Here is a 23,917-nt window from a genome sequence, read left to right as displayed (position 1 = left end):
TCGACGCAACCGGGGACGTGCATTACCTGGCCGCGTGACAACACGTCGGTGCGCCCGCCGTTTCCTGCTTGCTGTAGACCATTTTCCTCTGCCTCTCGTCGGTGGCCCATGCGGACCGCGTCACGGCCCGCGCGGTGCGGCAACACCTGCCCAGCCATCGCGTCCGTGAATCACGACGTCATGATGACCCGGCTCTTCTACCTGCCGCGACCGAAATTTCCGGCGGCCTTGTACCGCCTCCCCCGTGGTCGTCGATTTACCTGGTCGGGAAATTCCCTTGACCTGCCCGGGACCGTCGGCTCACTGCGCGCCGAACAGGTCCAGCAGTTCCGTCCTGGCGAACATGCGGGCCGTGTCGACGGCCGACGGCGTGCCCTGGGAAGGGTCCGCGCCGGCCTCCAGCAGTGCCTTGATCACATCCGTCTCCCCCTTGAAGGCTGCCCCCGCGAGCGGGGTCTGGCCTCGGTCGTTGATCCGGTCGGCCTCGGCGCCGCGGGCCAGCAGGGCCCGGACCGCGTCGGCGTGCCCGTGGTACGCGGCGAGCATCACGAGGGAGTCGCCCCGGTCGTTGGTGAGGTTGGCCGGAACGCCCGCGTCGACGTACGCCACGAGTTCCTCGGTCTGACCCTGGCGGGCCAGATCGAAGATCTTGGTCGCCAGCTCCACGACCTCGGGGTCGGGGGCTTCAGTCATCGGCCGGTCCGCCTCTCGCTACAACCGTTCAGGTGAATCGTCAGCGTACTGGCTCGTCGCAGACACGGCCGGACGCATCGGCTGCGAAGCTCACGAACAGCCCCGTTCGACGCGATTCTCCTGCTCAGGCAGTCCTGCGCACCTTCCGCCAGCCGAGGGAAAAGGCCCGCTTTTCACTCAGTTGCACCTTTTGTCGTATGGATACATCCTGTGAGCCTGGAAGTACTCACGGTGACTGTCCCCCGCGAACCAGGAGAACCCAAAATGATCCTGTCCATGTCAGGCGTGGTCCTGCTCGGCATCATCGTCTTCCTCTTCTTCCGAAAGGACGGACTCAAGGCGTCGCACGCCGTGGTCTCGGCCCTCTTCGGCTTCTACATGGCCAGCACGGCCATCGCCCCGAGCATCATGGCCGGCGGCGAGAGTCTGGCCAGCCTCCTCGGCGGCATCAAGTTCTGACGCCGCACGTCCCGTCCGTACGCACCACCAGGAGACAGAAGTGGCCCGGCGACCCCTCCCCCGCATCCTGAGCACAGGCAGCGCACAGATCGCCCGGAGCAGGGAGCTGGCCAGGACGGCAGCCGACAGCGCCACCGACGTCCTCCATCCGCTGATCACGATCACGCGCGGACTGCGCCGGCTGGCCTCGGCCGGACGGCGCAGGTGGGCCGAGACGCCCAAGGACAAACGCGGGCCGCTGCTCTTCCTGGCGGCCTCGGTGATCCTGGTCGTCGTACTGGTGCCGTACGGCCCGCTGCTCGCCGTCATCACCCTGGCGGCCGCGGCGGCCTGGCAGGGCAGGGACCGCACCACAGCTCCCGAAGGCCCCGACGAGTCGCAGATCCAGCGGCTCCAAGTGCTGTACGAGGCCCTGGTCCCGTACTTCTCGACGGCCGACGACCCCGCTCCCCTGTACGCCCACGGCGGCGACTGGGAGCAGGCCTTCCCCACGCAGGAGTTCGACGACTCGGGCCGCGTGGCCCATCTCGTGATCCGCTACCCGGCGTACTTCCCGGACGGCGAACCCGGCCCGCGCGCCCGGATCGAGCAGCTGCTCGCCGCGAAGTCCGGCCGCGGCCGGGAGTACCTCTTCGTCTGGGACGAGGAGGGCAACGAACTGACCCTCAGCGTGCTGTCCCCCCTCCCCGCCGACATCTCCGCCCAGCGCTTCGTCACCGCCCCAGGTGAGACGGTCCTGGGCTTCACCGACCCCGCCGGGGTCCAGCGCACGCTGCCCCTCTCCTTCGGCGAGGACCGCCGCGACGTCCCCCCGGTGGTCTGGCGCACCGGCATCCGCTCGACCGAGCCGCACCTGCTGGCGGTGGGCCGCCCCGGCAGCGGCACGTCGACGCTGCTGCGTTCCATCGCGCTGCAGGCCCTTCAGCACGGTGACGTGCTCGTCGTCGAGGGCGGCGGCACCGGTGAATACGCCTGTCTGGCCGGCCGGGACGGCGTCCTGGGCGTCGAGGTCGGGCTGTCGGGTGCGCTGGCCGGCCTGAAGTGGGCGGCGGGCGAGACGGAACGCCGGCTCATCGCCGCCAACAGCGCCCGGCAGGCCGGCGAACCGGCGCCGGAGGACACCAGACGCCCCCTGTGGATCGTCCTCGACCGGCCCACCGTCTTCACCCATCTGGCAGAGGCGGAGGGCCAACGGGATCCGCAGTCCCTGTTGCAGCTTCCCCTCCGGCACGGTCGCGCGGCCGCCGTCACGGTCGTCGTGGCCGAACAGTTCGACGCACTGGACTCCCTGAGCGAAGCGGTACGGCAGCACACGCGCGCGCGTGTCGTGCTCGGCCCCGCGTCCAGGGAGCAGCTGGAGACGGTCCTCGGCGCGCCCCCGCACACCACCCCCGTCGACGACGTGCCCTCCGGGCGGGGCTACGCCCGGCTCGGCTCGGGGTCGGTGCACCGACTCCAGGTCCCGGCCACCCCGGACCCGTACGACGACGCGACGAGCGACGCACACCGGCAGGCCGTCCTCGATCTGCTGCCGCCGCGCTCCGCGCCCGCCGACGACGGGACGCCGCCCGCACCGGCCGAGGCCCCGGTCGCGAAGGTCGTGGTCACCAAGGCCTCGACCGCATCGACCGCAGAGCAGCAGAACTCCGTCCCGCTGAACGCCGACCCGCAGACGGCCCTCCCGGTCACCGCGTCGTCATCGACCGCGGCGCCGGAGGCCGCCGTCGCCGAAGCGGCGGCCGCGGAGTAGAGAGGCCACGCACCCGACCACGCGCCGGCCGTCCGCACGACGGCCGCGGCGAGTGGCCGTGGTGGTTGGCGGGTGGTGGCCGACGGGTGGCGCGACCCGCCCCGAGACTCACGGCAGGCCACACCCCGCGTCCTCAAGCCCGACGCCCCACGTGCCCTACGGCCTACGGCCTACGCCACGAACGTACGCGGTCCCTCGCCGCCCGCCGTCCCCCCGCTCCGCACGATCCGCGCGGCGGCGGCCAGGCGGGCGGCCGCCTCCTCCGCCACTGCGCCCCCCACGGTGAACGGCAGCCGTACATAACCCTCGAAGGCGCCGTCGACCCCGAAGCGCGGCCCCGACGGCACCCGCAGGCCCACCCGCTCCCCCGCCTCGGCGAGCCTCGACCCGGAGAGCCCCCCGGCCCGCACCCAGAGCGTCAGCCCGCCCTGGGGCACGGTGTACTCCCAGTCGGGCAGTTCGCGGCGCAGCGCGGCCACCAGGTCGTCCCGGTTGCCCCGGGCCTGGCTGCGCCGCAGCTCCACCGCCTCCTCCCAGCCTCCGGTGCTGAACAGCCAGTTCACCGCCAGTTGTTCCAGCACCGGCGTGCCCAGGTCGGCATAGGCGCGGGCGGCGACGAGACTGCGCACGACGTCGGGGGCGGCGCGCACCCAGCCGATGCGCATCCCGGCCCAGAACGCCTTGCTCGCGGACCCGACCGTGATCACCGTCGACCCCGCGGGGTCGAAGCCGCACACCGGCCGCGGCATCTCGACGTCGTCGTCGAGCCACAGTTCGCTCATGGTCTCGTCGGCGACCAGGACCGTCCCGGCGGATCGCGCGGCTTCCACCAGCCACCGCCGCTGGTCCTCGCCGGCGAGCGCCCCGGTGGGGTTGTGGAAGTCGGCGACGACGTACGCGATGCGCGGCGCGGCGTCGCGCAGCACCTGGCGCCAGCGGTCCATGTCCCAGCCGGCCAGTCCGTCCGCCATGGCGACCGGCACCAGACGGGCGCCCGCCTCGCGCATCAGCTGAAGGATGTTGGCGTAGGAGGGCGACTCGACGGCGATGCGCTCCCCGCGCCCGCCGAAGAGGTGGCAGATGGCGTCGATGGCCCCCATCGCACCCGTCGTGACCATGATCTGCTCGGGCATCGTGGGGATCCCGCGCGCGGTGTACCGCTCGGCGATCATGGTCCGCAGCGCGGGCAGACCCGCCGGGTAGTCGCCGTGTGTGTGGGCGTACGGGGGCAGTTCCTCCAGCGCGCCCTGCACGGCGCGGGTGAGCCACGGCTCGGGCGCGGGCAGGGCCGCGCAGCCCAGGTCGATGATCGAGCCCAGGGCCTCGGGCGGCAGCGGCTCCAGGCCGCGGGCCGGGACCGGGTTGCCCGCCGGGACCGCCGTCCAGCTGCCGGCGCCGCGCCGGGACTCCAGGAACCCCTCGGCGCGCAGCGCCTCGTAGGCGGCGGCGACGGTCGTCCGGCTCACGGACAGGGCGAGGGCCAGTTCCCGTTCGGCGGGCAGGCGTGCGGCGACGGGCACTCGGCCCTCCAGCACCAGCAGCCGGACCCCGTCGGCGAGCGCCCGGTAGGCGGGCGGCCGGCGCGAACCCGGACCCGCCGGGCGGTCCTGCTGGGACTTCAGCAACCGTGCGAGCTGTGCGGCCCCCACGGCCGAGGTCCACTGCGCCATGGATACCAGTCCACCTTCCTCGAATTGGCCATGGATGACATCCACTTCCCAGCCACAGAGTGTCACGAGTCAGGCCACTACCACCACAGGGGGCACCTCTTGGGGACCAACGGACTTCTCCGGCGTCCGGCGCGGCGACGTCCGGCGTCGGGACGACTGCCGCGACGGCTGATCCAGCTGTACGTCGGCCTCGCCCTCTACGGCGCCAGCTCGGCGCTGCTCGTCAAGGCGGGCCTCGGTCTGGAGCCGTGGAACGTGCTGCACCAGGGGCTGGCGGAGCTCACCGGGACGACGATCGGGGTCGTGACGACTGTCGTCGGCGCGGGGGTGCTGCTGCTGTGGATCCCGTTGCGTCAGCGTCCGGGCCTCGGCACGATCTCCAACGTCCTGGTCATCGGCGTCGCGATGGACGGCACGCTGGCCCTGGTCCCCGAGGCCCACGCCCCGGCCGTGCGCGTGTCCCTGATGGCGGCGGCCATCGTGCTCAACGGGGCGGCCACCGGCCTGTACATCGCGGCCGACTTCGGCCCAGGGCCGCGCGACGGGCTGATGACGGGACTGCACCGGCGCACCGGCCGCTCGATCCGGTTGATGCGGACGACGGTCGAGGTGGCGGTCGTCGCGACCGGGTTCGCGCTCGGCGGCACGATCGGCGTCGGCACCGTGCTGTACGCGGTCGCCATCGGTCCGCTCGCCCAGTTCTTCCTGCGCGCGTTCGCCGTTCCCACGCCGGCCGCCGGCAGCACGGTCGTCGCCGCGGGGACGCCGCAGGGAGCGATACTGCGTCCGTGACCAGCTCCACACGCCACCCGTACCTCGATCACCCGCGGCCCCTCCCGATCGCCCACCGCGGCGGGGCCGCGGACGGCCTGGAGAACACCGTGGCGCAGTTCCGGCGCGCGGTCGAGGCGGGTTACCGCTACATCGAGACCGACGTGCACGCCACCCGGGACGGCCGGCTCGTCGCCGTCCACGACGCGACGCTGGACCGGGTCACCGACGGCTCGGGGCGCATCGCCGACCTCCCGTGGTCGGACGTGGCCCACGCGCGCGTGGGAGGTGAGGAACCGGTGCCGCTCTTCGAGGAACTTCTGGAGACGTTCCCCGAGGTGCGGTGGAACATCGATCTCAAGGCGGAGCCCGCTCTTCGCCCCCTGCTCGATCTGCTCGACCGCACCGACGCGTGGGACCGCGTCTGCATCGGCTCGTTCTCCGAGGCCCGCGTCGTGCGCGCCCAGCGGCTGGCCGGCCCGCGCCTCGCGACGTCCTACGGCACTCGCGGCGTGCTCAGCCTGCGGCTGCGGTCCTGGGGCGTGCCCGCGCCGTTGCGCCGGTCGGCGGTCGCCGCGCAGGTGCCCGAGATCCGGTCGGGCGTCCAGGTGGTGGACAGCCGCTTCGTCCGCGCCGCGCACGCGCGCGGGCTGCAGGTGCACGTGTGGACGATCAACGAACCGGAGCGGATGCACCGGCTCCTCGACCTGGGTGTCGATGGCATCATGACCGATCACATCGACACGTTGCGCGAGGTCATGCAGGACCGGGGCGTCTGGGTCTGACCTCGGCCCGCCGCCCGCGCGCGGGTTCCGGAAGCGGGAAGCGAGGGCACGGGTGGGCATCGACACCGTGCGGACGGCGGAGTCCGACGAGACCGCCGGGCGGCGGCGCGAGCAGCGCGGCTGGTACTTCTACGACTGGGCGTGCTCCGTCTACTCGACGAGCGTGCTCACCGTGTTCCTGGGCCCCTATCTGACCTCGGTCGCGAAGAGGGCCGCCGACACCGACGGGTACGTGCATCCGCTCGGCGTCCCGGTCAGCGCCGGGTCCTTCTTCGCGTACTCGGTCTCCCTGTCCGTGATCGTCGCGGTGCTCGTGATGCCGCTCGTGGGCGCCGCGGCCGACCGGTCCGGGCGCAAGAAGCCGCTGCTGGGGACTGCCGCCTATGTGGGCGCCACGGCCACCGCCTGCATGTTCTTCGTGGGCGGCGACCGCTATCTGCTGGGCGGCGCGCTGCTCGTCGTGGCGAACGCGGCCCAGTCCGTGGCGATGATGCTCTACAACTCGTATCTGCCGCAGATCGCCCCGCCCGGCGAACGCGACGCGGTCTCCTCACGGGGATGGGCGTTCGGCTACGCGGCGGGCTCGCTGGTGCTGGTCGCGAACCTGGTGCTCTACCTCGCCCACGACTCCTTCGGCGTGTCCGAGTCCGCGGCCGTCCGCATCTGCCTGGCCTCGGCCGGTCTGTGGTGGGGCGGCTTCACGGTGATCCCGCTGCTGCGGCTGCGCGACCGGCCGGCGATCGCGCGGGAGGCGACGGCTCCGGGGCTGCGCCGGTTCGCCGCGACGGTCCGCGACATGCGCCGCCACCCGCTGACGCTCTCCTTCCTCCTCGCCTATCTGGTCTACAACGACGGAATCCAGACGGTGATCTCCCAGGCCTCGGTCTACGGCTCCGAGGAGCTCGGCCTCAGCCAGGCCACGCTGATCGGTGCGGTCCTGCTGGTGCAGGTGCTGGCCGTGGCGGGCGCGCTGGGCATGGGGCGGCTGGCCCGGGCGTACGGCGCGAAGCGGACGATCCTCGGATCGCTGGTGGCGTGGACCCTCACCCTGTGCGCCGGGTTTTTCCTGCCCGCAGGAGCGCCTGTGGCGTTCTTCCTGCTGGCCGGGGCCATCGGACTGGTCCTCGGCGGCAGCCAGGCCCTCTCCCGCTCCCTCTTCTCCCATCTCGTCCCGCCCGGAAAGGAGGCCGAGTACTTCTCGGCGTACGAGATGAGCGACCGCGGCATGAGCTGGCTCGGACCGCTGCTGTTCGGCCTCACCTACCAGCTGACCGGCAGTTACCGGGACGCGATCGTCTCCCTGGTGGCCTTCTTCGTCATCGGGTTCCTGCTGCTGGCGCGGGTGCCCGTGCGGCGGGCGATCGGCGACGCGGGGAATCCGGCGCCCGAGAAGATTTAGCACTCAGGGCTAAAGGGCGGTAGTGTACGCGTTTGGCCTGCCAGGCGTACCGTTACTGCGCGTCAAAGATGCCGAAACGCTGGGTGACATCTCCTTTCAGATGTGACAAACCGGGCGCCGGTGGGTACTGCACTGGTTGACAAGGCTGCGGCCACGACGGCGACCCACGACCCGGAACGGGACTCGGTACGGGAATCTTTACCGCCGACCGGACGTTGACCGGATGACGACGACAGCGACACCTGTCCTGTGGGCGACAAGCCCGGGAGGCACGATTCATGAGTGAGCGAGCTCTTCGCGGCACGCGCCTCGTGGTGACCAGCTACGAGACGGACCGCGGCATCGACCTGGCCCCGCGCCAGGCCGTGGAGTACGCATGTGAGAAGGGGCACCGCTTTGAGATGCCCTTCTCGGTCGAGGCGGAGATTCCGCCGGAGTGGGAGTGCAAGGTCTGCGGAGCCCCTGCACTCCTCGTGGACGGCGACGGCCCTGAGGAGAAGAAGGCCAAGCCCGCGCGTACGCACTGGGACATGCTGATGGAGCGGCGGACCCGTGAGGAACTCGAAGAGGTCCTCGAGGAGCGGCTGGCCGTTCTGCGGTCCGGGGCGATGAACCTTGCGGTGCATCCCCGGGACAGCCGCAAGTCGGCCTAGGCCCCGCACGGCTGAGGCCGGCTGCACACGCACGTTGATGACCGCGGGCGCCGTACGTGAACACGCGTACGGCGCCCGCGGTCTTTGCCATGCCGTCGGGCCCCGGGCCGGGCCCCGCCCGAGCTCCGTCGCGCGCCCGCGGCCCGTCCGAGCCCCATCGACGCGCTGAGGGGAGGGGCTTCACCTGCTGCGCAGCAGGTGAAGCCCCTCCCCTCAGCGCGTCAGTGCTCGTCCCGGACGACCTCGCCCTGGACCACCTTGCCGTCGGGGCGGTGGATGCGCGCCTGCTGGAAGGCGTCCCCCAGGGTGCCCGGAGTGGACGCGGCGACGCGCAGCCTGCGCTCGGCGAACGCGCCCACCGCCCTCTGGACCGGCGGGAGGAGCAGGAGCAGGCCGACCGCGTCGGAGAGCAGGCCCGGGATCATCAGGAGCAGCCCCCCGAGCATCATCAGGCCGTTGCCCCCGCTGCTGGGGGCGGCGCCCCGCTGGAGGGCTTCGTTGAGGTTGCGGAAGGCCCGGCGGCCCGCCCGCTTGATGACCACCGCACCGAGCACGAACCCGGCGACGAGCAGCAGGAACACCACGAGGCCGGAGGATGCGCCGGCGACCGTCGTCAGCAGCCAGATCTCCAGCACCAGCCAGGCGGCGAGGCCCAGCGGCAGGTACGTGCGCAGTCGGGAGCGCCGGGGCTGGGGCTGCGGACGGCCGGGCCGGTCGGCGGTCGGGTGAACGGGGGTCGGAGCTCCACTCGTCATGCGTCCAGTGTGCCCGGACCCGGCTCAGAGCGGCGTAAGGGGACGATCAGCCGTCGCTGTGCGACTTGGCGGCGGGCTCCTGCCGACGCTCGGTCCGGCTCGGCGTCCGTCCGGTGATCTTGCCGACGCGCTCGCCCACGCCCCAGGCCGTGACCCGCCACAGGGCCTCGACGAGGATGTCTCGGCTCATCTTGGAGTCGCCGTGCTCGCGCTCGACGAAGGTGATGGGGACCTCGACCACGTGGAAGCCGCCCTTGACCGCGCGGCGGGCCAGGTCGACCTGGAAGCAGTAGCCCTGCGAGGCGACCTCGTCCAGGCCCAGCCCCTCGAGGGTCTCGCGGCGGAATGCCCGGTAGCCGCCGGTGATGTCCCGCAGGGGCAGATCGAGGGCCAGGCGGGAGTAGAGGCTGCCGCCGCGCGAGATGACCTCGCGGGACCTGGGCCAGTTCACCACCCGGCCGCCGGGCACCCAGCGCGAGCCGAGGACCAGGTCCGCGCCCTTGAGCGCGGTGAGCAGCCGCGGCAGTTCCTCGGGCTGGTGGGAGCCGTCCGCGTCCATCTCGATGAGCACGCCGTAGCCGTTGTCCAGGCCCCAGCGGAAGCCCGCGAGGTAGGCGGCGCCGAGGCCTTCCTTGCCCTTGCGGTGCAGCACCCGGACCTGGTCGTCCGCGGCAGCCAGCTCGTCGGCGAGCCGCCCGGTGCCGTCGGGGCTGTTGTCGTCGGCGACGAGGACGTGGGCCTCGGGAACAGCCTCCCGCACCCGGCCGACGATGCTCTTGATGTTCTCCGCCTCGTTGTAGGTCGGGATGATCACCAAGGCCGTGCCGAGCGGACCGAACGTCCTCCCCCGGTCCTGTGCCGCGAGGGTCCCGTCGCCGTCGTTCACTGCTGCCCCTTCATGTCCGTTCGCCGGATACCACCTTAGTGGCCCCAGCCTGCGATGACGTGACCGCACGTTCGAACGGTGGTGTCGAATCCGCGGAAGCGGGGTAGCCATGCGCTTTTGGGCCCGTATGTACGCGCCCGCCCTCCCGGAGAGGCGGCCACCGCCTTGCGCACGTCCGCGGAGGCCGCTGCGGATGGGGGCCCGGCGCCCTTCGGGCCGGCCCGGGACCCGCTGGCTGCGGATCGACCGAAAGCCGTTGTCTACTGAGCACTCGGGCCCCACCCGGGTCACACCTCCCCGACCGGCCGGAACGTTCCGTCGCTGCGGCGCGGGCGCTGGGCCTGGCTGCCAGTTCGGGCGCGCCGGTTCGGCGCGCCGTCCCTGACCCAGCGGCGCCGCGGCGAGTGCGCGGATGTTCCCCGGGCGGGGCGTCCGGTGGTGGACTCCGCCGAACCTACCGGCCCGCCGCCGTCGGCTGTCAACAGCGGTTCGACCTGCGGGTCTTCTGCCAACGCGCAGGTCAGCCGGGAGGGGGCCCGCTTCGCGCGACGACGGGCGGACGGGTGATCTTTTCCGGGACGACCCGGGAGATCACTCGCCCGGGCGCACGAACACCGTCCGGCCGCCCACCACCGTGCGCAGACACACCGGGAGGTCGTTCCCGGGCGTCAGATCGGGCAGTCCCGGGGTTCCCGAACGAGGGTCGGTGGACCAGCGGGCCACCCGGTCGTCGGGGGCCTGGACCACGAGTTCGTCCGTGCGCCAGACCGCGTAGTCGGCGGGCGCGCCCGGGACCAGCACCCCCGCGTCGTCGCGGCCCACCGCCCGCCAGCCACCGCGTGTGTGCGCGGTGAACGCGGCGCGCGCGGAGACGCGGTGTTCCGGGGTCCGGTGAAAGGCGGCGGCGCGCACGGTCCCCCACGGGTCGAGGGGGGTGACCGGGCTGTCGGAGCCGAAGGCGAGCGGCACGCCGGCCCGCAGCAGTGCGGCGAACGGGTTCAGGGTCCTGGCCCGGTCCGCGCCCAGCCGCTGCGCGTACATGCCCTCCTCGCCGCCCCACAGGGCGTCGAAGGCGGGCTGGACGGAGGCGGTGAGGCCCAGTTCGGCGAAGGCGGCGACGGTTTCGGGCGTGAGCATCTCCGCGTGCTCCACACGGTGGCGGGCGGCGCGGATCCGGGCCAGGCCGACCTTCTCGGCGGACGCGCGGACGCCGTCGACGACGGCGGTGACGGCGGCGTCGCCGATGGCGTGGAAGCCGGCCTGGAGCCCGGCCTCGGTGCAGGCCGTCACATGGGCGGCGACCTCGTCGGCGTCCAGGTAGGCGGCCCCGGTGTGGCCGGCGTCGGCGTACGGGGTGTGCAGACAGGCGGTGTGCGAGCCGAGGGCTCCGTCGACGAACAGGTCCCCCGCGGCTCCGAGGGCACCGAGCTCGCGGGCCTTGTCGACGTCGCGCTCCGCCCAGTAGCCGACGACGCGCGGGCCGCGCGTCCGGGCGGCGAGCCGCAGCAGGTTCGTGAAGTCGTCCTCGGAGGAGATCTCCGGGCCGGCGCACTCGTGGACGGAGCCGATGCCGAGCGAGGCGGCGTGCGCGAGGGCGGTCCGCTGGGCCTCGGTGCGCTGGGCGGGCGTCACGGCTGCGAACGCGGCGGCGCGGACGGTGTGGTGGGCGTCGCGGGTGAGCGGCGCGTCGTCGGCGAAGCCGGCCTCGTCCCGGGCCCGGGGGGCGAGTGCCGACAGTGCGGTGGTGACCGCGGCCGAGTGGACGTCGATCCGGCTGAGGTAGAGCGGTCGGCCTCCTGCGGCCTCGTCCAGTTCCGCGCGCCGGGGCGGGCGGCCCTCCGGCCATCGGGAGGCGTCCCAGCCGTGGCCCAGCAGCACCTTGTCCTGCGGTCGGGACACCGCGAACTCGCGCACCAGGGCGAGGGCGGCTGCCAGGGAGGGGGCCGCGGACAGGTCGAGTCCGGTGAGCGCGAGGCCGGTGGACGTGGTGTGCACATGGGCGTCGGTGAACGCCGGGGTGACGAGGGCGCCGTCCAGGTCGACCACCTCGTCGACGCCGCCGGCGAAGGCGTCGGCGGCCCCTTCGGAGCCCACCCAGGCGACCTGGCCGCGTTCGACGACCATCGCGGTCGCGAACGGATCGGCGGGGCTGTGGACCTCTCCTCGGCGGAGCAGGACGGTCTTCGGCTCGGGGGCGTGCTCACTCATGGGGAACAGTCTCGCGCCTCCCCGGGGACGCCCGTCCCCCAGGGGGCTCCTCAGATCCGCGGCGGCCGGGCCTCGTAGGGGGTGGACAGGACGACCGTCGTGCGCGTCGACACTCCGGCGAGCGCCCTGAGCCGCCCGAGCAGTTCCTCCAGCTCGTGCGGGGTGGCCACGCGGACCTTGAGGATGTAGTTCTCGTCGCCGGCCACGCTGTGGCAGGCCTCGATCTCGGGCACGTCCGCCAGCCGCTCGGCGATGTCGTCGGGGGCGCTGGGATCGAACGGCTTCACCGAGATGAAGGCGGTCAGGGGCAGCCCGACGGCCTCCGAGTCGACGACGGCCGCGTATCCGCGGATGACGCCGCGCTGTTCCAGCCTGCGCACCCTCTGGTGCACGGCAGACGTGGACAGGCCCGTGGCCTTGCCCAGATCGGTGTAGCTCATCCGCCCGTCCTTGACGAGCAGCTGCACGATTTGTCGGTCCAGCTCCTCCATGACGCAAGAACTTACAGGCAGGGTGATCTCCGCGTATACCTATGCAGCGCAGGTCATACCCCGTTTGTGATGTGTCCGGAGCAGCGGCTCGCGCGACGGCCGCACGAGGACCGCGCGGTGGCCGCACGGGTGCCGGGCGTCGCCCGGAGGGCGCTCGCGCGTGGGGCATCTGCAAACGGCATGTGACGAATGCCACAGCACTCGTGAACGCTTCGTGATTCCACGGTGGTTACCGCCGGGACGGGCTGGGAAGTGCTTGCTGTGGTCGAGGCCGCACTGCCGTCACGACCCAGCCCGAGGGGGAGAATCACATGCAGAGTTTCAAGCGCCCTGGTCGCACCGCGCCCAAGCGGCTCCAGTCCGTGAGCGAGCCCGAGCCGGAGGGCGTCGAACCCTTCGACGCCGACGGCTTCGACGGTGACGCCGCCGAGCACGTCGACGCGTACGACACCCTGGAGATGTACCGGGTGATCTGCCCGGACTGCGCACAGCCCATCGCGCTCCTGGCGGACGAGGAGAGCCTGCCGGAGCACGCTTTGTGCGCCTCTCCGTGGAACCCGTTCGGGCTCACGGTCTGTGCCGGCACGGGGCGCAGGGCGACCGAGGCCCGGCCCGCGGACGACTCCGCGGAACTCCAGGGGCAGGACACCGCGCTCCTGCTGACGCTCCCCCAGGGACTGGACTGGCGTACCCAGCCCTTCTCGCACGTCGGCGGCCCGGGCTCACGCCCGATGCGCGTCACGGCGATGCGCCGCGCGGCCGCCTGAGCGGCGTTTCCCGCTCCCGCCGTCTCCGCTCGACTCCGGTACCGGGACCGCACCATGGCCGACAGGCAGGCGTGGTGCGGGATCGGCGCGCCGCCCGACGCGGACGGGGATGGCCCGCGAGTACGTCGCACGGACGCCGAAGCGGTCCGGGGGCACATCCCGAACTCACGCGCGCCCCTGCCCGGCGGTGACTCCGTCATCCGGACCCGCGTTGCCCTGGTATGACACCCACCTACTCGGCTGCTCCCGGGCGTCACCGCCAGCTCTTCGCACCGCCGCGTCCGGAGCCCGTGCGCGGAGAATCGGTTCCGCCGGCCCCACCGCCGCCTCAGGACCCGCCCATCTACCGTGACCTGCTGCGGACCTGGGCCGACCGGGGCCGCACCCTGCCGGGGCGTCACGACCCGGAGTGGGTGCGGCTGGCCGCGCCACAGGTGCGGCGGGGGCAGTTCGGCGGGCTCGGCGACCCGGTGGGCGACGGGCGATGATCCCGCCGCCGGTGCCCGCCGGGCGGCTGCCCTGCCCGCTCAGCCCTCGCGGCGGGCCGGCTTCGGCGCCGGGAAGGAGGGGTCGAGGTCCTCGATGGCGCGCAGGGCGCCGCCCAGGGTCTTCACCAGCAGCTCGACCATGACCTCCCGGGTGAGCTCGGGACGGTCGATCCACTCCAGGGTGGCCCCCTCGACGCTGCACACCCAGGCGAGCAGGGCCATACGCGGCAGCGGCGGCACGTCACCGCGGCCGTACGCCCCCTCGGCGATGGTCGCCACGATCGCCGCGCGCACGCCGTCCCGGATGCCGTGCACCTCGGTGTCGAAGCCGACGCCGCCGCTCACGATCGTGCGGTAGGCGGCCTGGTTGTGCTCGGCATAGCGCAGATAACCGTCGATGGTGCGGTGCACCCGGTCCACCTGGGGCAGTTCGATCCCGCTCGCCGCGAAGGTGACCAGATCCGCGACGGAGTCCTGGATGATGGCCAGGTAGTAGCCGCGCTTGGACTGGAAGTAGTAGTAGATCAGCCCCTTGGCGACATGCGCCTGCCGGGCGATGTCGTCCATCGAGAGCGCGTCGTAGGACGTGTCGGCGAACAACTTCCGCCCGATGGAGATGAGTTCGGCGCGACGCGCCAGTGAGCGCTCGGTGCCGCGCGCCCGGGGACGTACGACTTCGCGCTGTTCACTGATATTCAATTTCGACCCTGGTCTCGGGCAGTCGGCGGGACATCCGCAGTATGTCAGGTCAACCGTGTGTCAGGTCACACCCGTCAGAGCAGTCCGAGCTGGGTGACCAGCATCGCGAGGACCGCGACGAGGACCCAGCCCAGGGCGTGCTCGATGATCTTCGGGCCGTCGGTTTCGGGGCCGCCGGTACGGGTGCGCGTGGCAGTGGCTGTCTGAGCGGTCATGGTGTCTCGCTGAAGTCGGACGTACTGGTGGATCCCCCCACCGATCCGACCACCCTGCCACCTGCCGGGCCTTTTGTGGCAGAGATCTTGCTCACATCCGGATTCCCACCGCCGTCAGAGCCTGGCACTGACGGGCGCTCGGACGCGCGGGGAAATAGAGATAGCAGACGCCGCCACTGCCGGAGACGACCTTCCCCGTCGCGTTGTGACGCCTGGTCCTGAGCCAGACGTTCTCGAACTCCCGCCGCGCGTACACCCGCCGCACCGACGCGTCGTCCGCCGAGAACGGATCGTTGGCGACCACGTCGCCCCCGGCGGTGAAGCCGATCACGGTCATCAGATGCCCGGAGGTCCCGTACCCCGCCCCGGTGAGCTCCTCCTTGAGGAAGGACTGCGACGTCATGGCCGGGATTCCCGCGCCGATCAGCGTCTCGAGGTCGGTGAGGGAGCCGAGGCGGGTCACCACGCCCTGCAGGTCCTCGAAGGTGGCCGCGTAGGCGGCGTTGAACGGCCAGTTGCCGCAGCCTGCGTACTGGTGGTCGTAGGTGTGCCGGGCCGCGTGACACACCTGCGGGTCGGCGTAGGAGGGGTCGACCCACGCCAGCTGCTCTTCGGTGAGCCGCCCGCCCCAGTACTCGACGATCATCTGCGAGGAGGTGGGGCTGCACCAGGCCTCGCCGCCGTTGTCGTACTCGGGGTACTGGCCCTTGTGGACCTCCTGCGAGTAGCGCGGGACGCGCAGCTCCCGCGCGAGGCCGGGCACGGAGGCCGGCACGGTGAAGCGGTCCGGCACGTCGGACCCCATCGCCCCCAGCCGCCACACGGTCGGCGTGACATCGGCGCCGGGGCGGCGGTACAGGGTGAGCCGGAGGCGGTAGGCGTCGAGACGCAGACCGCTCGCGGCGTCGTCGATCGCGACCGTGTCGGTCCACACGGTGCTTCGCCCGTCGCTCTGGCCGTCGACCGAGGACCGTTTGATGTCCTGATCTCCGGAGGCCCAGCGGCCCATCACGTACCAGGGGGTGCCCGTGCCGTCGGAGTACGTGCCCGCGATCTCGACCTGGAGCCAGCTGCCGGCCGGGGTGCTCGCGTTCCAGGAGGCGATCACCTCCGTGGCGGGGACGGCGAGCCGGTGGAGGGGGGACGTCCAGGTGGCGTACTCCCAGGACGCGGTCGTCCTGCTGTGCGGGTCGGTGTGGTCGACGACGCCGAGCGGGGCGGCGATGACGACGCCCGGACGGCTCCCCGCCACGGCGCGGGCGCCCTCGGCGACGCCGGAGCGCCAGTCGGCGTACGTGGTCCAGCCGCGGTAGTCGACGGATCGGGCCAGCGCCGCTTCGGCGTCCGCGGCATCGCCGGCTGCGTCGCTCACCACGGCGGCCGAGGCGGAGGCGGAGGGCGACGGTCCCCCTGCCACCGCGGCGGCGACCGCGGCGGCGAGCACCGTTCTGCGGGACGGCTGTTCGACTCGGCTCACGGCTCGGCTCAAGGATCTGCTCATGGGGTGGGGGCTCCCGAGGGTCGGTGCGGCCTGTGGTGTCCTGCGGCTGTTCGGCCACTATGGAGGGAGCCGGACGCGGCTTCCAGCAGGTGGGCCCGTGCCACGCCCAGCACCGTCGGTCTGGCCCACCGGCCGCGGTGACGCCCCCGTAGACTCACCCCGCCGCACCGAAGCACCGCCGCACCCAAGCACCCAAGCACCCAAGCAGGTGCGCCGACGGCGCCGGCGCACCGACCGCCGATCCATCCCCATGACCCCGCGCACCCCAGGATCCGCCATGCGCCAGCTCGCCTCCCGGCTCCTCCGCCTGCCGCCGTCCTGCGGACCGGTACGCCTGATCGGCGTCGACGGGCACGCCGGTTCGGGGAAGTCCACCTTCGCGGACAGGCTGGCGGAGGCGCTGGACGGCGCTCCGCTGCTGCACCTCGACGACATCGCGTCCCACGACGAGCTGTTCTCGTGGACCGGCCGCCTGCTGCCCCAGGTCATCGAGCCCTTGGGCCGCGGCGAGGATGCGCGGTACACGCCCTACGACTGGCACGCCCACCGTTTCGGCCCGCCCCGCACCCTGCCCGCCGCCCCCGTCGTGCTGGTCGAGGGGGTCGGCGCGGGACGCCGTGCCCTGCGGCCGTACCTGGCATGCCTGCTGTGGATGGACGTGCCGCCCGAGGAGTCCTGGGCACGCGGCCGGGCACGCGACGGGGAGGAGCAACGCGCGTTCTGGGACGGTTGGGTTCCGGCCGAAGTACGTCACTTCGCCGAGGACCCGTCGCAGCCCCACGCCGCCCTGCTGGTACGGCAGTTGGAGCTGGGATACGAGGTACTTCCGGGGCCTGCCAGGGCATCCGGCCCGCACCGCGATGTCACCCACCGTGACGGACCACCCATGATGTGGTGAACTCGTGAAAGCCCTTGCGCTCGAACTTCGCCAAGTGCTCCAACTCCGCTTGACCGGCGGCCCGTACAGGACTTACGTTCTCATTGCGCGGCGATCGGAGCCGCCCTCGCACGCGAAGCCCCCGGTTGTTCCCCCGTGACCGGGGGCTTCGTTCTGTCCGGACGCCGCTCCTGGCACCCTTTTCCGGACCTGACGCGACCCGATTCGCTCACCCAGGGTCACCGCGCGGTATGCGCCCCGTCTGCTCCCACCTCGTCGAACGGCCTGTGCGGCACCCTACGGCGGGCCCCTCTCCCGCAGGTACGATGCCCTCGGTGCGACCTGGACGATGCTGCGCACCAGGCAACTCCGGTCCGCGGCACAGCGGTTCGACCAAGGCAGCCGACGGGCGACGGTCCGGCGGCACACCGACGGGGGCACGGTCTGTGGGGGACGTGATGAACTTCGGCACGCAGGGCCCCGAGGCTCCCGCCGACCTCGCCTGGCTTCGAGGCGTGGACGCCTACACCATGGGCGCCTACCCGCAGGCGGAGGAGGAGTTCCGCACCGCGGTGCGGATCGATCCCGGGATGGCCGACGGCTGGCTCGGACTGCACGCACTGCGCGTCGACACGACGACCGCGCTGCTGCGGATGTTCCGCCACCGCGAACGGTTCGGGGAGCAGCGCTCACGGCACCGCCGCACCCTCAACTCCTGGTACTGGCTGGGCTGGTGGGTGCAGCCGGTACTGGAGAGCCCCCGCGACCTGCTGCTCGCCCACGCCTCGCACTGGCTCGACGGCCGCCATGTGCCCGAGCTGGACCGGGCGCTCGCCGGGCTCCCGCCGGTCGACGCCGACCACCAGGTCCGCTTCCTGCACGCCTGCCGCGCCTACCTCGTCAAGGACTGGGAGCAGCTGGTCCGGCACACCGACTCGCTGCTCGACGACCCCCTGCTGTGCATCGAGGCCGGCCTGTTCGGCGGGATGGCCCGGGTGCGTCTGGAGATGTACGGCCAGGCCGAGCCGCTGCTCTCGGCGGCCCTGATGCGCTGCCGCAGCGAACAGCCGCAGCGCAAGGAGCTGCGGTACTGGCTGGCCAGGGCGCACGAGGGCACCGGCCGCTCGGCGGCCGCCCTCCCCCTGTACCGGGCGGTGCACCGCGTCGACGCCGCCTTCATGGACACCTCGGCGCGGCTCGCCGCGATCGCGGAGGGCGACGGCTACGACGACACGGCGGATCTGGCGGCGATCACGCTCTCGGGGCTGGGGCAGGACACGGCCGACGGGCCGGACGGCTTCGATCCGCTGTTCGGCACGGAGGGCCGCGACCTGCGGCTCGAGGCCTCGGATCCGCCGCCCGTCGTGCCCATGCCCTCGGTGACCGACCCCGCCGTGCGCGAGAAGCACGCCGTGCGCTCCTCGTCGCCGCTGCCGACCGGTCCCACCGATCCCGCGTTACTCGAGGAGGCGCTGGCCGAGCTGGAGCGCATGGTGGGGTTGGAGCCGGTGAAGCGCCAGGTCAAGGCGCTCTCGGCGCAGCTCAACATGGCGCGGCTGCGGACCGGGCAGGGTCTTCCGGTGCAGCCGCCGAAGCGGCACTTCGTGTTCTCCGGCCCCTCCGGCACCGGCAAGACCACGGTGGCCCGCATCCTGGGCCGCGTCTTCTACGCCCTCGGGCTGCTGGGCGGCGACCACCTGGTGGAGGCCCAGCGGGCCGACCTGGTCGGCGAGTACCTCGGCCAGACGGCCGTGAAGGCCAACGAACTGATCGACTCCGCCCTCGGCGGCGTGCTCTTCGTCGACGAGGCGTACTCGCTCTCGAACTCCGGCTACGGCAAGGGCGACGCGTACGGCGACGAGGCGTTGCAGGTGCTGCTGAAGCGGGCCGAGGACAACCGGGACCACCTGGTGGTGATCCTGGCCGGCTATCCGGAGGGCATGGACCGCCTCCTCGCGGCGAATCCCGGGCTGTCCTCCCGTTTCACGACCCGCGTCGACTTCCCCTCCTACCGCCCCCTCGAACTCACCTCCATCGGCGAGGTTCTGGCCGCTGAGAACGGCGACGCGTGGGACGAGGAGGCGCTGGACGAACTGCGTTCGATCGCCGGGCACGTGGTCGACCAGGGCTGGATCGACGAGCTCGGCAACGGCCGCTTTCTGCGCACCCTGTACGAGAAGAGCTGCGCCTACCGGGACCTGCGTCTGTCGGCGTATCCGGGCGCGCTGACCCGGGACGACCTCTCGACGCTGCGGCTGCCCGACCTGATGCAGGCGTACGGGGAGGTGCTGTCGGGGCGGGGACCGCAGGACCCGTCGGCGATCTGACGCGCCCACTCGCACGCACCGCTCCCGACTCCGTTCCCGCTCCGGGCCGGGGCCGCTCCGGTCTCCGGGCCCGCATCCGCGCCGGGCCCCGCACCGGCTCGGATCGCCGCGCCGATGACGTCGGCCGGGGTACGCGCACCCCCGGGCCCGGCACGGCCGCCGGGTGTGGCGCAGTTCCCCGGGAGAGCGTCCCCCGCTCGGTGGGCAGGCTCACCGGGCACGCGGACCCGCCCGACCGGACGTCCACCGGCGCCGGCACCCCTGCCGCCATGGCGCGTCCCACCCGAGCCGACCGCCGGACCGCCGGGCCACCCGAGGCGGTCGGCGGGACGAGACGCACGAGCCGAGCCGCCCGGCCGGGACGGCTCAGATACGGCGGCACGGCGGTCGAAGACCGGTCCCCGACCGCTGTCGTCTTCCCGTAGGGGGCGTGCCCGCGAGGCCGGCGGCCTCGCCCCGACCGCCGCCGCGCCCGGGCGGAGCCCGGTCTGCGCTGCACACCGGACCGCGCCCGGCGGCCCGGCCGGGCGCCGTCAGCTCGCCAGCGCCTCCTCCGGCTCGTCGCTCGCCCTCGGCTCCGTGAGCCGCACCTCGGGCACCTCGCGGTGGGCGGGGTCGGTGACCTCGCCCACCAGCAGTTCCAGTACGTCCTCCAGGGCGACCAGGCCGAGGACCTTGCCGGACGCGTCGGCGACCTGCGCCAGATGGGTGGCCGCCCGGCGCATCACGGTCAGCGCGTCGTCCAGCGGGAGCTCGGAGCGCAGCGTCGTCATGGGACGCCACAGCTGCTGCGGCACCGCCCGCTCGGAGTCCTCCTGGTCGAGCACGTCCTTCACATGCAGGTAGCCCATGAACGCACCGGTCTCCGCGGCCACCGGGAAGCGGGAGTAGCCGGTGCGGGCGGTCAGCTCGACGATCTCGCCCGGGGTGACCGCCGGACTGACCGTGACCAGCGACTCGCGCCGGAGCAGGACGTCGGTGACGGGACGGGAGCCGAGCTCGAGCGCGTCCTCCAGGCGCTCCTGTTCCTCCGGGTCGAGCAGACCGGCCTGGCCGGAGTCCTCCAGCAGGCGGTTCAGCTGCTCGCTGGTGACCACGGCTTCCACCTCGTCCCGCGGCTCGACGTGGAAGAGCCGCAGGATGGCCCGGGCGCAGGCGCCGAGCGCCACCGTGATCGGCCGGCACAACCGGGCGAAGGCGACCAGGCCGGGGCTGAGCCACAGCGCGGTCTTCTCCGGCGCCGCCATGGCGAGGTTCTTCGGAACCATCTCGCCGATCACGAGATGGAAGAACACCACGGCCGCGAGGGCTATGACGTAGCCCAGCGGATGGATCATCCCGTGCGGGAGGTGGACCCACTCGAACAACGGCTCCAGCAGCTCGGCGACGGTCGGCTCGGCGACCGCGCCCAGCGTGAGGGAGCAGACGGTGATGCCGAACTGGGCCGCCGCCATCATCTGCGGCAGCCGCTCCAGCCCGTAGAGGACCTGGCGTGCCCGCGCGGTGCCCAGCGGCTCGATCTGGCTGCGGCGGACGGAGACGAGCGCGAACTCGGCGCCGACGAAGAAGCCGTTGGCGAGCACGAGCAGCGCGGCGAAGACGAGTTGGAGGGCGCTCATCGGGCGACCTCCACGACCTGGCCGGTGCGCACCAGCCGGACCCGTTCGGCCCGGTAGTGGCCGACCCGGCGCACCGAGAGCCGCCAGCCCGGCAGCTCGGTCCGGTCGCCGACGGCGGGAATGCGTCCGAGCAGGTCGGCGACGAGTCCGGCGACCGTCTCGTACGGTCCCTCGGGGACCTCGAGGCCTATGCGCTGGAGGGTGTCGACGCGGCAGCTGCCGTCCACGTCCCAGGCGGGCCTGCCCTCCTCGGGCGGGGCGGCCGCGAGTTCCGGGGAGTCCTGGCCGTCGTGCTCGTCGCGGACCTCGCCGACGATCTCCTCGACGATGTCCTCCAGGGTGACCACGCCGGCCGTGCCGCCGTACTCGTCGACGACGACGGCGATGGGCTGCTCGCTGCGCAGCCGGGCCAGCAGGGGCTGGACCGGCAGCGTCTCCGGGACCAGCAGGGCCGGGCGGGCGATGCGGACGACGGGAGTGCGCAACCGGTCGTGGACGGGGACCGCCAGGGCGTCCTTCAGATGGACCATGCCGACGATTTCGTCGATCTTCTCGCGGTAGACCGGGAACCGTGACAGGCCGGTGGCGCGGGTCAGGTTCACCACGTCCTCCGCGGTGGCCGTGGACTGCAGGGCGCTGACCTTCACGCGCGGGGTCATGACGTGCTGCGCGGTCAGTTCGGCCAGCGAGAGGGTCCGTACGAAGAGGTCGGCCGTGTCCTGCTCGAGGGCGCCGGCCTGGGCCGAGTGGCGGGCCAGGGAGACGAGCTCGCCGGGTGTCCGCGCGGAGGCCAGCTCGTCGGCGGGCTCGACGCCGAGCGCCCGTACGAGGCGGTTGGCCACGGTGTTGAGGGCCGCGATCACCGGCCGGAAGAGGCGGGCGAAGACGTGCTGCGGGCCCGCGACGAAACGCGCGACCTGCAACGGCTTGGACACCGCCCAGTTCTTGGGCACGAGTTCGCCGATCACCATCTGCACGGCGGACGCCAGCAGCATGCCGACGACGACGGCGACCCCGGAGACGGCGCCCTCGGGGACGCCGACCGCCGAGAACGGGCTGCTGAGCAGCTCTGCGAGCGCCGGTTCGGCGAGCATGCCGACGACGAGGGAGGTGATGGTGATGCCGAGCTGGGTGCCGGAGAGCTGGAAGGACAGTTCCTTCAGCGACTCGACGACCGTGCGGGCTCGCCTGTCGCCCTCGGCGGCGGCCCGCTCCGCATCCGGACGCTCGACCGTGACAAGGCCGAACTCGGCGGCGACGAAGAAGCCGTTGGCGAGGATGAGCAGGAACGCGGCTGCCAGGAGCAGCAGGGGGGTGGTCATGATGCCGCCGCCTCCGAACCAGGTCGGGTGGGGGCGGCGCAGGTACTACAGGACGAACCGTCCATCGCCGGAGGGAGTCACTCCTCGGGTAGCAGGAACCCCTGTGAGCCCGGCAGGGGCACAGCAGGGGCGGGGGCGCAAGGGTGCGCCTCCGTCACCAGATTAATCAAGACAGGGGGTTCTGCGGCAGGGCAGCGGGCCCCGAGTCAGCCCTGATCTTGCTCGGGAGGCGTCTCGGGGTCGCGGATCGCACGGTCCTCGGCGAGCGCCCGGAGCGCCCGCGCGTCGCGGATGGCCTGCTGCTTGTCGATGCCGGGCTGGATGCCGAGCGCGGGCAGGCTGGTGCCGTCGCTGAGGTTCAGAAACACCCAGGGATCGCCCGGACGGAGGTTCACCTGAAGGATCTCCGCCCAGGCCAGACGCCTGGTGCTGGCGATGTTCACGACGGTGACGCCGGACTCGTCGGCGCTCACCCGCACCCGGGCGAGCTGGGCCAGCACCCAGAAGATGAGCGCTCCGGTGAGGATGAAACTGAGCCGCTCCCCCGGCCCGAGCTGCTCCAGCAGCATCGCGACGGCGGAGATGACGAGGAAGATCGCCACTCCGGCCGTGAGCAGCACCACACGGGTACGGCCGGGCCGGAAGACTACGGGGAGGGCAGGCAGGTCGGACATGTTCCCGGCGGAGGTCAGAGGCGGCAGGCGTGGATGGCCGTGGTCAGGATGGCGCGGGCGCCGATGTCGTAGAGGTCGTCCATGATCCGCTGCGCCTCCTTGGCGGGGACCATGGCGCGGACGGCGACCCAGCCCTCGTTGTGCAGCGGGGAGACGGTCGGCGACTCCAGGCCCGGGGTCAGCGCGACGGCGTTCTCGAGCTGCTCGACGCGGCAGTCGTAGTCCATCATCACGTACGTCCGGGCGACGAGGACGCCCTGGAGGCGGCGCAGGAACTGCTGCACCTTGGGCTCCTCGGCGTCGGCGCCGGTGCGGCGGATCACGACGGCCTCGGACTTCATGATGGGCTCGCCGAAGACCTCGAGCCCCGCGTTGCGCAGCGAGGTGCCGGTCTCGACGACGTCGGCGATGACCTCGGCGACGCCCAGTTCGATGGCGGTCTCGACGGCGCCGTCGAGGTGGACGACGGAGGCCTCGACGCCGTTGTCGGCGAGGTGGCCGGCCACGATGCCCTCGTAGGAGGTGGCGACCGTCTTGCCCTTGAGGTCCTGGACGCCGGTCGCCGCGCCGGGCTTGCCGGCGAAGCGGAAAGTGGAGCGTGCGAAGCCGAGCGGCAGGATCTCCTCGGCGTCGGCGCCGGAGTCGACCAGCAGGTCGCGGCCGGTGATGCCGATGTCGAGGCGGCCGGAGGAGACGTAGATCGCGATGTCGCGGGGGCGGAGGTAGAAGAACTCCACCTCGTTGACCGGGTCGACGATCCGCAGTTCCTTGCTCTCCCGGCGCTGCTGGTAGCCGGCCTCATGCAACATGTCCCCCGCAGGGCCTGACAGGGAACCCTTGTTGGGGACGGCGATGCGCAGCATGAGGTCGGCTTCCTTCGCGTGGAACGGGATGAAGATGGGGGCGGT

Annotated in this window: 23 protein-coding genes; 10 read left to right on the top strand and 13 right to left on the bottom strand. The window is 72.5% G+C overall.

The window, feature by feature from the left end; all coding sequences use genetic code 11:
• Positions 1-300 precede the first annotated feature (300 nt).
• Positions 301-693: an ankyrin repeat domain-containing protein gene (locus ACH4ZA_RS32910; protein ID WP_351672724.1), complete on the bottom strand. Its 393-nt coding sequence runs from the start codon at positions 691-693 to the stop codon at positions 301-303.
• A gap of 264 nt (positions 694-957) precedes the next feature.
• On the opposite strand from ACH4ZA_RS32910, the gene ACH4ZA_RS32905 reads away from it, so the two are divergent.
• Positions 958-1,152 (top strand): hypothetical protein, encoded by a 195-nt coding sequence (locus tag ACH4ZA_RS32905; protein WP_057583729.1) that lies wholly within the window; start codon positions 958-960, stop codon positions 1,150-1,152.
• Positions 1,153-1,192: 40 nt separating this feature from the next.
• On the top strand, positions 1,193-2,902 hold the full coding sequence (locus ACH4ZA_RS32900) for a hypothetical protein (protein ID WP_398432908.1): 1,710 nt from the start codon (positions 1,193-1,195) through the stop codon (positions 2,900-2,902).
• Between the two features lie 170 nt (positions 2,903-3,072).
• Here ACH4ZA_RS32900 and ACH4ZA_RS32895 read toward each other — a convergent pair whose 3' ends face one another.
• Entirely contained in the window at positions 3,073-4,572 is a 1,500-nt protein-coding gene (locus ACH4ZA_RS32895) for a PLP-dependent aminotransferase family protein (RefSeq protein ID WP_398432907.1), read from the bottom strand.
• 99 nt (positions 4,573-4,671) lie between these two features.
• On the opposite strand from ACH4ZA_RS32895, the gene ACH4ZA_RS32890 reads away from it, so the two are divergent.
• The 4 genes from ACH4ZA_RS32890 (at position 4,672) to ACH4ZA_RS32875 (ending at position 8,180) form a co-directional block, all read left to right on the top strand.
• Positions 4,672-5,364, top strand: a complete 693-nt coding sequence (locus ACH4ZA_RS32890; protein WP_398432906.1) for a YitT family protein — start codon at positions 4,672-4,674, stop codon at positions 5,362-5,364.
• A complete protein-coding gene (locus ACH4ZA_RS32885) occupies positions 5,361-6,128 on the top strand; it encodes a glycerophosphodiester phosphodiesterase (protein WP_398432905.1) in 768 nt (255 codons plus the stop codon). The genes ACH4ZA_RS32890 and ACH4ZA_RS32885 overlap by 4 nt, the downstream gene beginning before the upstream one ends.
• A 52-nt stretch (positions 6,129-6,180) precedes the next feature.
• Complete coding sequence (locus tag ACH4ZA_RS32880) at positions 6,181-7,527, top strand: MFS transporter (protein ID WP_398432904.1); 1,347 nt, start codon at positions 6,181-6,183, stop codon at positions 7,525-7,527.
• A 278-nt stretch (positions 7,528-7,805) separates the two neighbouring features.
• Complete coding sequence (locus ACH4ZA_RS32875; RefSeq protein ID WP_020128921.1) at positions 7,806-8,180, top strand: RNA polymerase-binding protein RbpA; 375 nt, start codon at positions 7,806-7,808, stop codon at positions 8,178-8,180.
• Positions 8,181-8,401: 221 nt separating this feature from the next.
• Here ACH4ZA_RS32875 and fxsA read toward each other — a convergent pair whose 3' ends face one another.
• The 4 genes from fxsA to ACH4ZA_RS32855 form a co-directional block, all read right to left on the bottom strand.
• A complete protein-coding gene (gene fxsA, locus ACH4ZA_RS32870) occupies positions 8,402-8,935 on the bottom strand; it encodes an FxsA family membrane protein (protein WP_398432903.1) in 534 nt (177 codons plus the stop codon).
• A gap of 46 nt (positions 8,936-8,981) precedes the next feature.
• Positions 8,982-9,821 carry a polyprenol monophosphomannose synthase gene (locus ACH4ZA_RS32865; RefSeq protein WP_398432902.1) on the bottom strand — a complete coding sequence of 280 codons (840 nt, stop codon included), beginning with the start codon at positions 9,819-9,821 and terminating at the stop codon, positions 8,982-8,984.
• Between the two features lie 591 nt (positions 9,822-10,412).
• Complete coding sequence (locus ACH4ZA_RS32860) at positions 10,413-12,029, bottom strand: amidohydrolase (RefSeq protein WP_398432901.1); 1,617 nt, start codon at positions 12,027-12,029, stop codon at positions 10,413-10,415.
• Positions 12,030-12,079: 50 nt separating this feature from the next.
• On the bottom strand, positions 12,080-12,520 hold the full coding sequence (locus ACH4ZA_RS32855) for an Lrp/AsnC family transcriptional regulator (RefSeq protein ID WP_057583720.1): 441 nt from the start codon (positions 12,518-12,520) through the stop codon (positions 12,080-12,082).
• A gap of 311 nt (positions 12,521-12,831) precedes the next feature.
• Between ACH4ZA_RS32855 and ACH4ZA_RS32850 the strand changes: the two genes are divergently transcribed.
• Positions 12,832-13,287, top strand: coding sequence for a hypothetical protein (locus tag ACH4ZA_RS32850; RefSeq protein ID WP_398432900.1), 456 nt, complete (start codon positions 12,832-12,834; stop codon positions 13,285-13,287).
• A gap of 290 nt (positions 13,288-13,577) precedes the next feature.
• Positions 13,578-13,775: a hypothetical protein gene (locus ACH4ZA_RS32845; RefSeq protein WP_398432899.1), complete on the top strand. Its 198-nt coding sequence runs from the start codon at positions 13,578-13,580 to the stop codon at positions 13,773-13,775.
• 39 nt (positions 13,776-13,814) lie between these two features.
• Here the strand turns inward: ACH4ZA_RS32845 and ACH4ZA_RS32840 are convergent, their stop codons facing one another.
• The 3 genes from ACH4ZA_RS32840 to ACH4ZA_RS32830 all read right to left on the bottom strand — a co-directional run bounded on the left by ACH4ZA_RS32840 (position 13,815) and on the right by ACH4ZA_RS32830 (position 16,166).
• Positions 13,815-14,474, bottom strand: a complete 660-nt coding sequence (locus ACH4ZA_RS32840; RefSeq protein ID WP_398432898.1) for a TetR/AcrR family transcriptional regulator — start codon at positions 14,472-14,474, stop codon at positions 13,815-13,817.
• A gap of 74 nt (positions 14,475-14,548) precedes the next feature.
• A complete protein-coding gene (locus ACH4ZA_RS32835; protein ID WP_398432897.1) occupies positions 14,549-14,689 on the bottom strand; it encodes an SCO1431 family membrane protein in 141 nt (46 codons plus the stop codon).
• A gap of 91 nt (positions 14,690-14,780) precedes the next feature.
• Positions 14,781-16,166 carry a peptidase C39 family protein gene (locus tag ACH4ZA_RS32830; protein WP_398432932.1) on the bottom strand — a complete coding sequence of 462 codons (1,386 nt, stop codon included), beginning with the start codon at positions 16,164-16,166 and terminating at the stop codon, positions 14,781-14,783.
• Between the two features lie 301 nt (positions 16,167-16,467).
• Between ACH4ZA_RS32830 and ACH4ZA_RS32825 the strand changes: the two genes are divergently transcribed.
• Both ACH4ZA_RS32825 and ACH4ZA_RS32820 read left to right on the top strand, forming a co-directional pair.
• Positions 16,468-17,088, top strand: coding sequence for a uridine kinase (locus tag ACH4ZA_RS32825; RefSeq protein ID WP_398432896.1), 621 nt, complete (start codon positions 16,468-16,470; stop codon positions 17,086-17,088).
• A gap of 437 nt (positions 17,089-17,525) precedes the next feature.
• Positions 17,526-19,394 (top strand): AAA family ATPase, encoded by a 1,869-nt coding sequence (locus tag ACH4ZA_RS32820; RefSeq protein WP_398432895.1) that lies wholly within the window; start codon positions 17,526-17,528, stop codon positions 19,392-19,394.
• Positions 19,395-19,927: 533 nt separating this feature from the next.
• Here ACH4ZA_RS32820 and ACH4ZA_RS32815 read toward each other — a convergent pair.
• From ACH4ZA_RS32815 to hisG, 4 genes are all read right to left on the bottom strand, one after another.
• Entirely contained in the window at positions 19,928-21,013 is a 1,086-nt protein-coding gene (locus ACH4ZA_RS32815) for a hemolysin family protein (protein WP_398432894.1), read from the bottom strand.
• Entirely contained in the window at positions 21,010-22,335 is a 1,326-nt protein-coding gene (locus ACH4ZA_RS32810) for a hemolysin family protein (protein ID WP_398432893.1), read from the bottom strand. The genes ACH4ZA_RS32815 and ACH4ZA_RS32810 overlap by 4 nt, the downstream gene beginning before the upstream one ends.
• A gap of 206 nt (positions 22,336-22,541) precedes the next feature.
• Positions 22,542-23,009, bottom strand: coding sequence for a PH domain-containing protein (locus ACH4ZA_RS32805; RefSeq protein ID WP_398432892.1), 468 nt, complete (start codon positions 23,007-23,009; stop codon positions 22,542-22,544).
• 14 nt (positions 23,010-23,023) lie between these two features.
• Positions 23,024-23,872, bottom strand: coding sequence for an ATP phosphoribosyltransferase (hisG, locus tag ACH4ZA_RS32800; RefSeq protein ID WP_398432891.1), 849 nt, complete (start codon positions 23,870-23,872; stop codon positions 23,024-23,026).
• Positions 23,873-23,917 lie beyond the last annotated feature (45 nt).

It is taken from the genome of Streptomyces sp. NPDC020597, from assembly GCF_044335095.1.
Lineage (GTDB): Bacteria > Actinomycetota > Actinomycetes > Streptomycetales > Streptomycetaceae > Streptomyces.
The sequence above is the reverse complement of the archived record's forward strand: the minus strand, read 5'-3'. Positions and strand labels throughout refer to the sequence as shown.

Excerpts from the sequence above, each read along its gene's own strand:
- ACH4ZA_RS32910 (WP_351672724.1), bottom strand. The coding sequence starts at position 693 with ATGACTGAAGCCCCCGACCCCGAGGTCGTGGAGCTGGCGACCAAGATC.
- ACH4ZA_RS32905 (WP_057583729.1), top strand. The coding sequence starts at position 958 with ATGATCCTGTCCATGTCAGGCGTGGTCCTGCTCGGCATCATCGTCTTC.
- ACH4ZA_RS32895 (WP_398432907.1), bottom strand. The coding sequence starts at position 4,572 with ATGGCGCAGTGGACCTCGGCCGTGGGGGCCGCACAGCTCGCACGGTTG.
- ACH4ZA_RS32875 (WP_020128921.1), top strand. The coding sequence starts at position 7,806 with ATGAGTGAGCGAGCTCTTCGCGGCACGCGCCTCGTGGTGACCAGCTAC.
- fxsA (WP_398432903.1), bottom strand. The coding sequence starts at position 8,935 with ATGACGAGTGGAGCTCCGACCCCCGTTCACCCGACCGCCGACCGGCCC.
- ACH4ZA_RS32860 (WP_398432901.1), bottom strand. The coding sequence starts at position 12,029 with ATGAGTGAGCACGCCCCCGAGCCGAAGACCGTCCTGCTCCGCCGAGGA.
- ACH4ZA_RS32855 (WP_057583720.1), bottom strand. The coding sequence starts at position 12,520 with ATGGAGGAGCTGGACCGACAAATCGTGCAGCTGCTCGTCAAGGACGGG.
- ACH4ZA_RS32850 (WP_398432900.1), top strand. The coding sequence starts at position 12,832 with ATGCAGAGTTTCAAGCGCCCTGGTCGCACCGCGCCCAAGCGGCTCCAG.
- ACH4ZA_RS32835 (WP_398432897.1), bottom strand. The coding sequence starts at position 14,689 with ATGACCGCTCAGACAGCCACTGCCACGCGCACCCGTACCGGCGGCCCC.
- ACH4ZA_RS32825 (WP_398432896.1), top strand. The coding sequence starts at position 16,468 with ATGCGCCAGCTCGCCTCCCGGCTCCTCCGCCTGCCGCCGTCCTGCGGA.
- ACH4ZA_RS32820 (WP_398432895.1), top strand. The coding sequence starts at position 17,526 with ATGAACTTCGGCACGCAGGGCCCCGAGGCTCCCGCCGACCTCGCCTGG.
- ACH4ZA_RS32815 (WP_398432894.1), bottom strand. The coding sequence starts at position 21,013 with ATGAGCGCCCTCCAACTCGTCTTCGCCGCGCTGCTCGTGCTCGCCAAC.
- ACH4ZA_RS32810 (WP_398432893.1), bottom strand. The coding sequence starts at position 22,335 with ATGACCACCCCCCTGCTGCTCCTGGCAGCCGCGTTCCTGCTCATCCTC.
- ACH4ZA_RS32805 (WP_398432892.1), bottom strand. The coding sequence starts at position 23,009 with ATGTCCGACCTGCCTGCCCTCCCCGTAGTCTTCCGGCCCGGCCGTACC.
- hisG (WP_398432891.1), bottom strand. The coding sequence starts at position 23,872 with ATGCTGCGCATCGCCGTCCCCAACAAGGGTTCCCTGTCAGGCCCTGCG.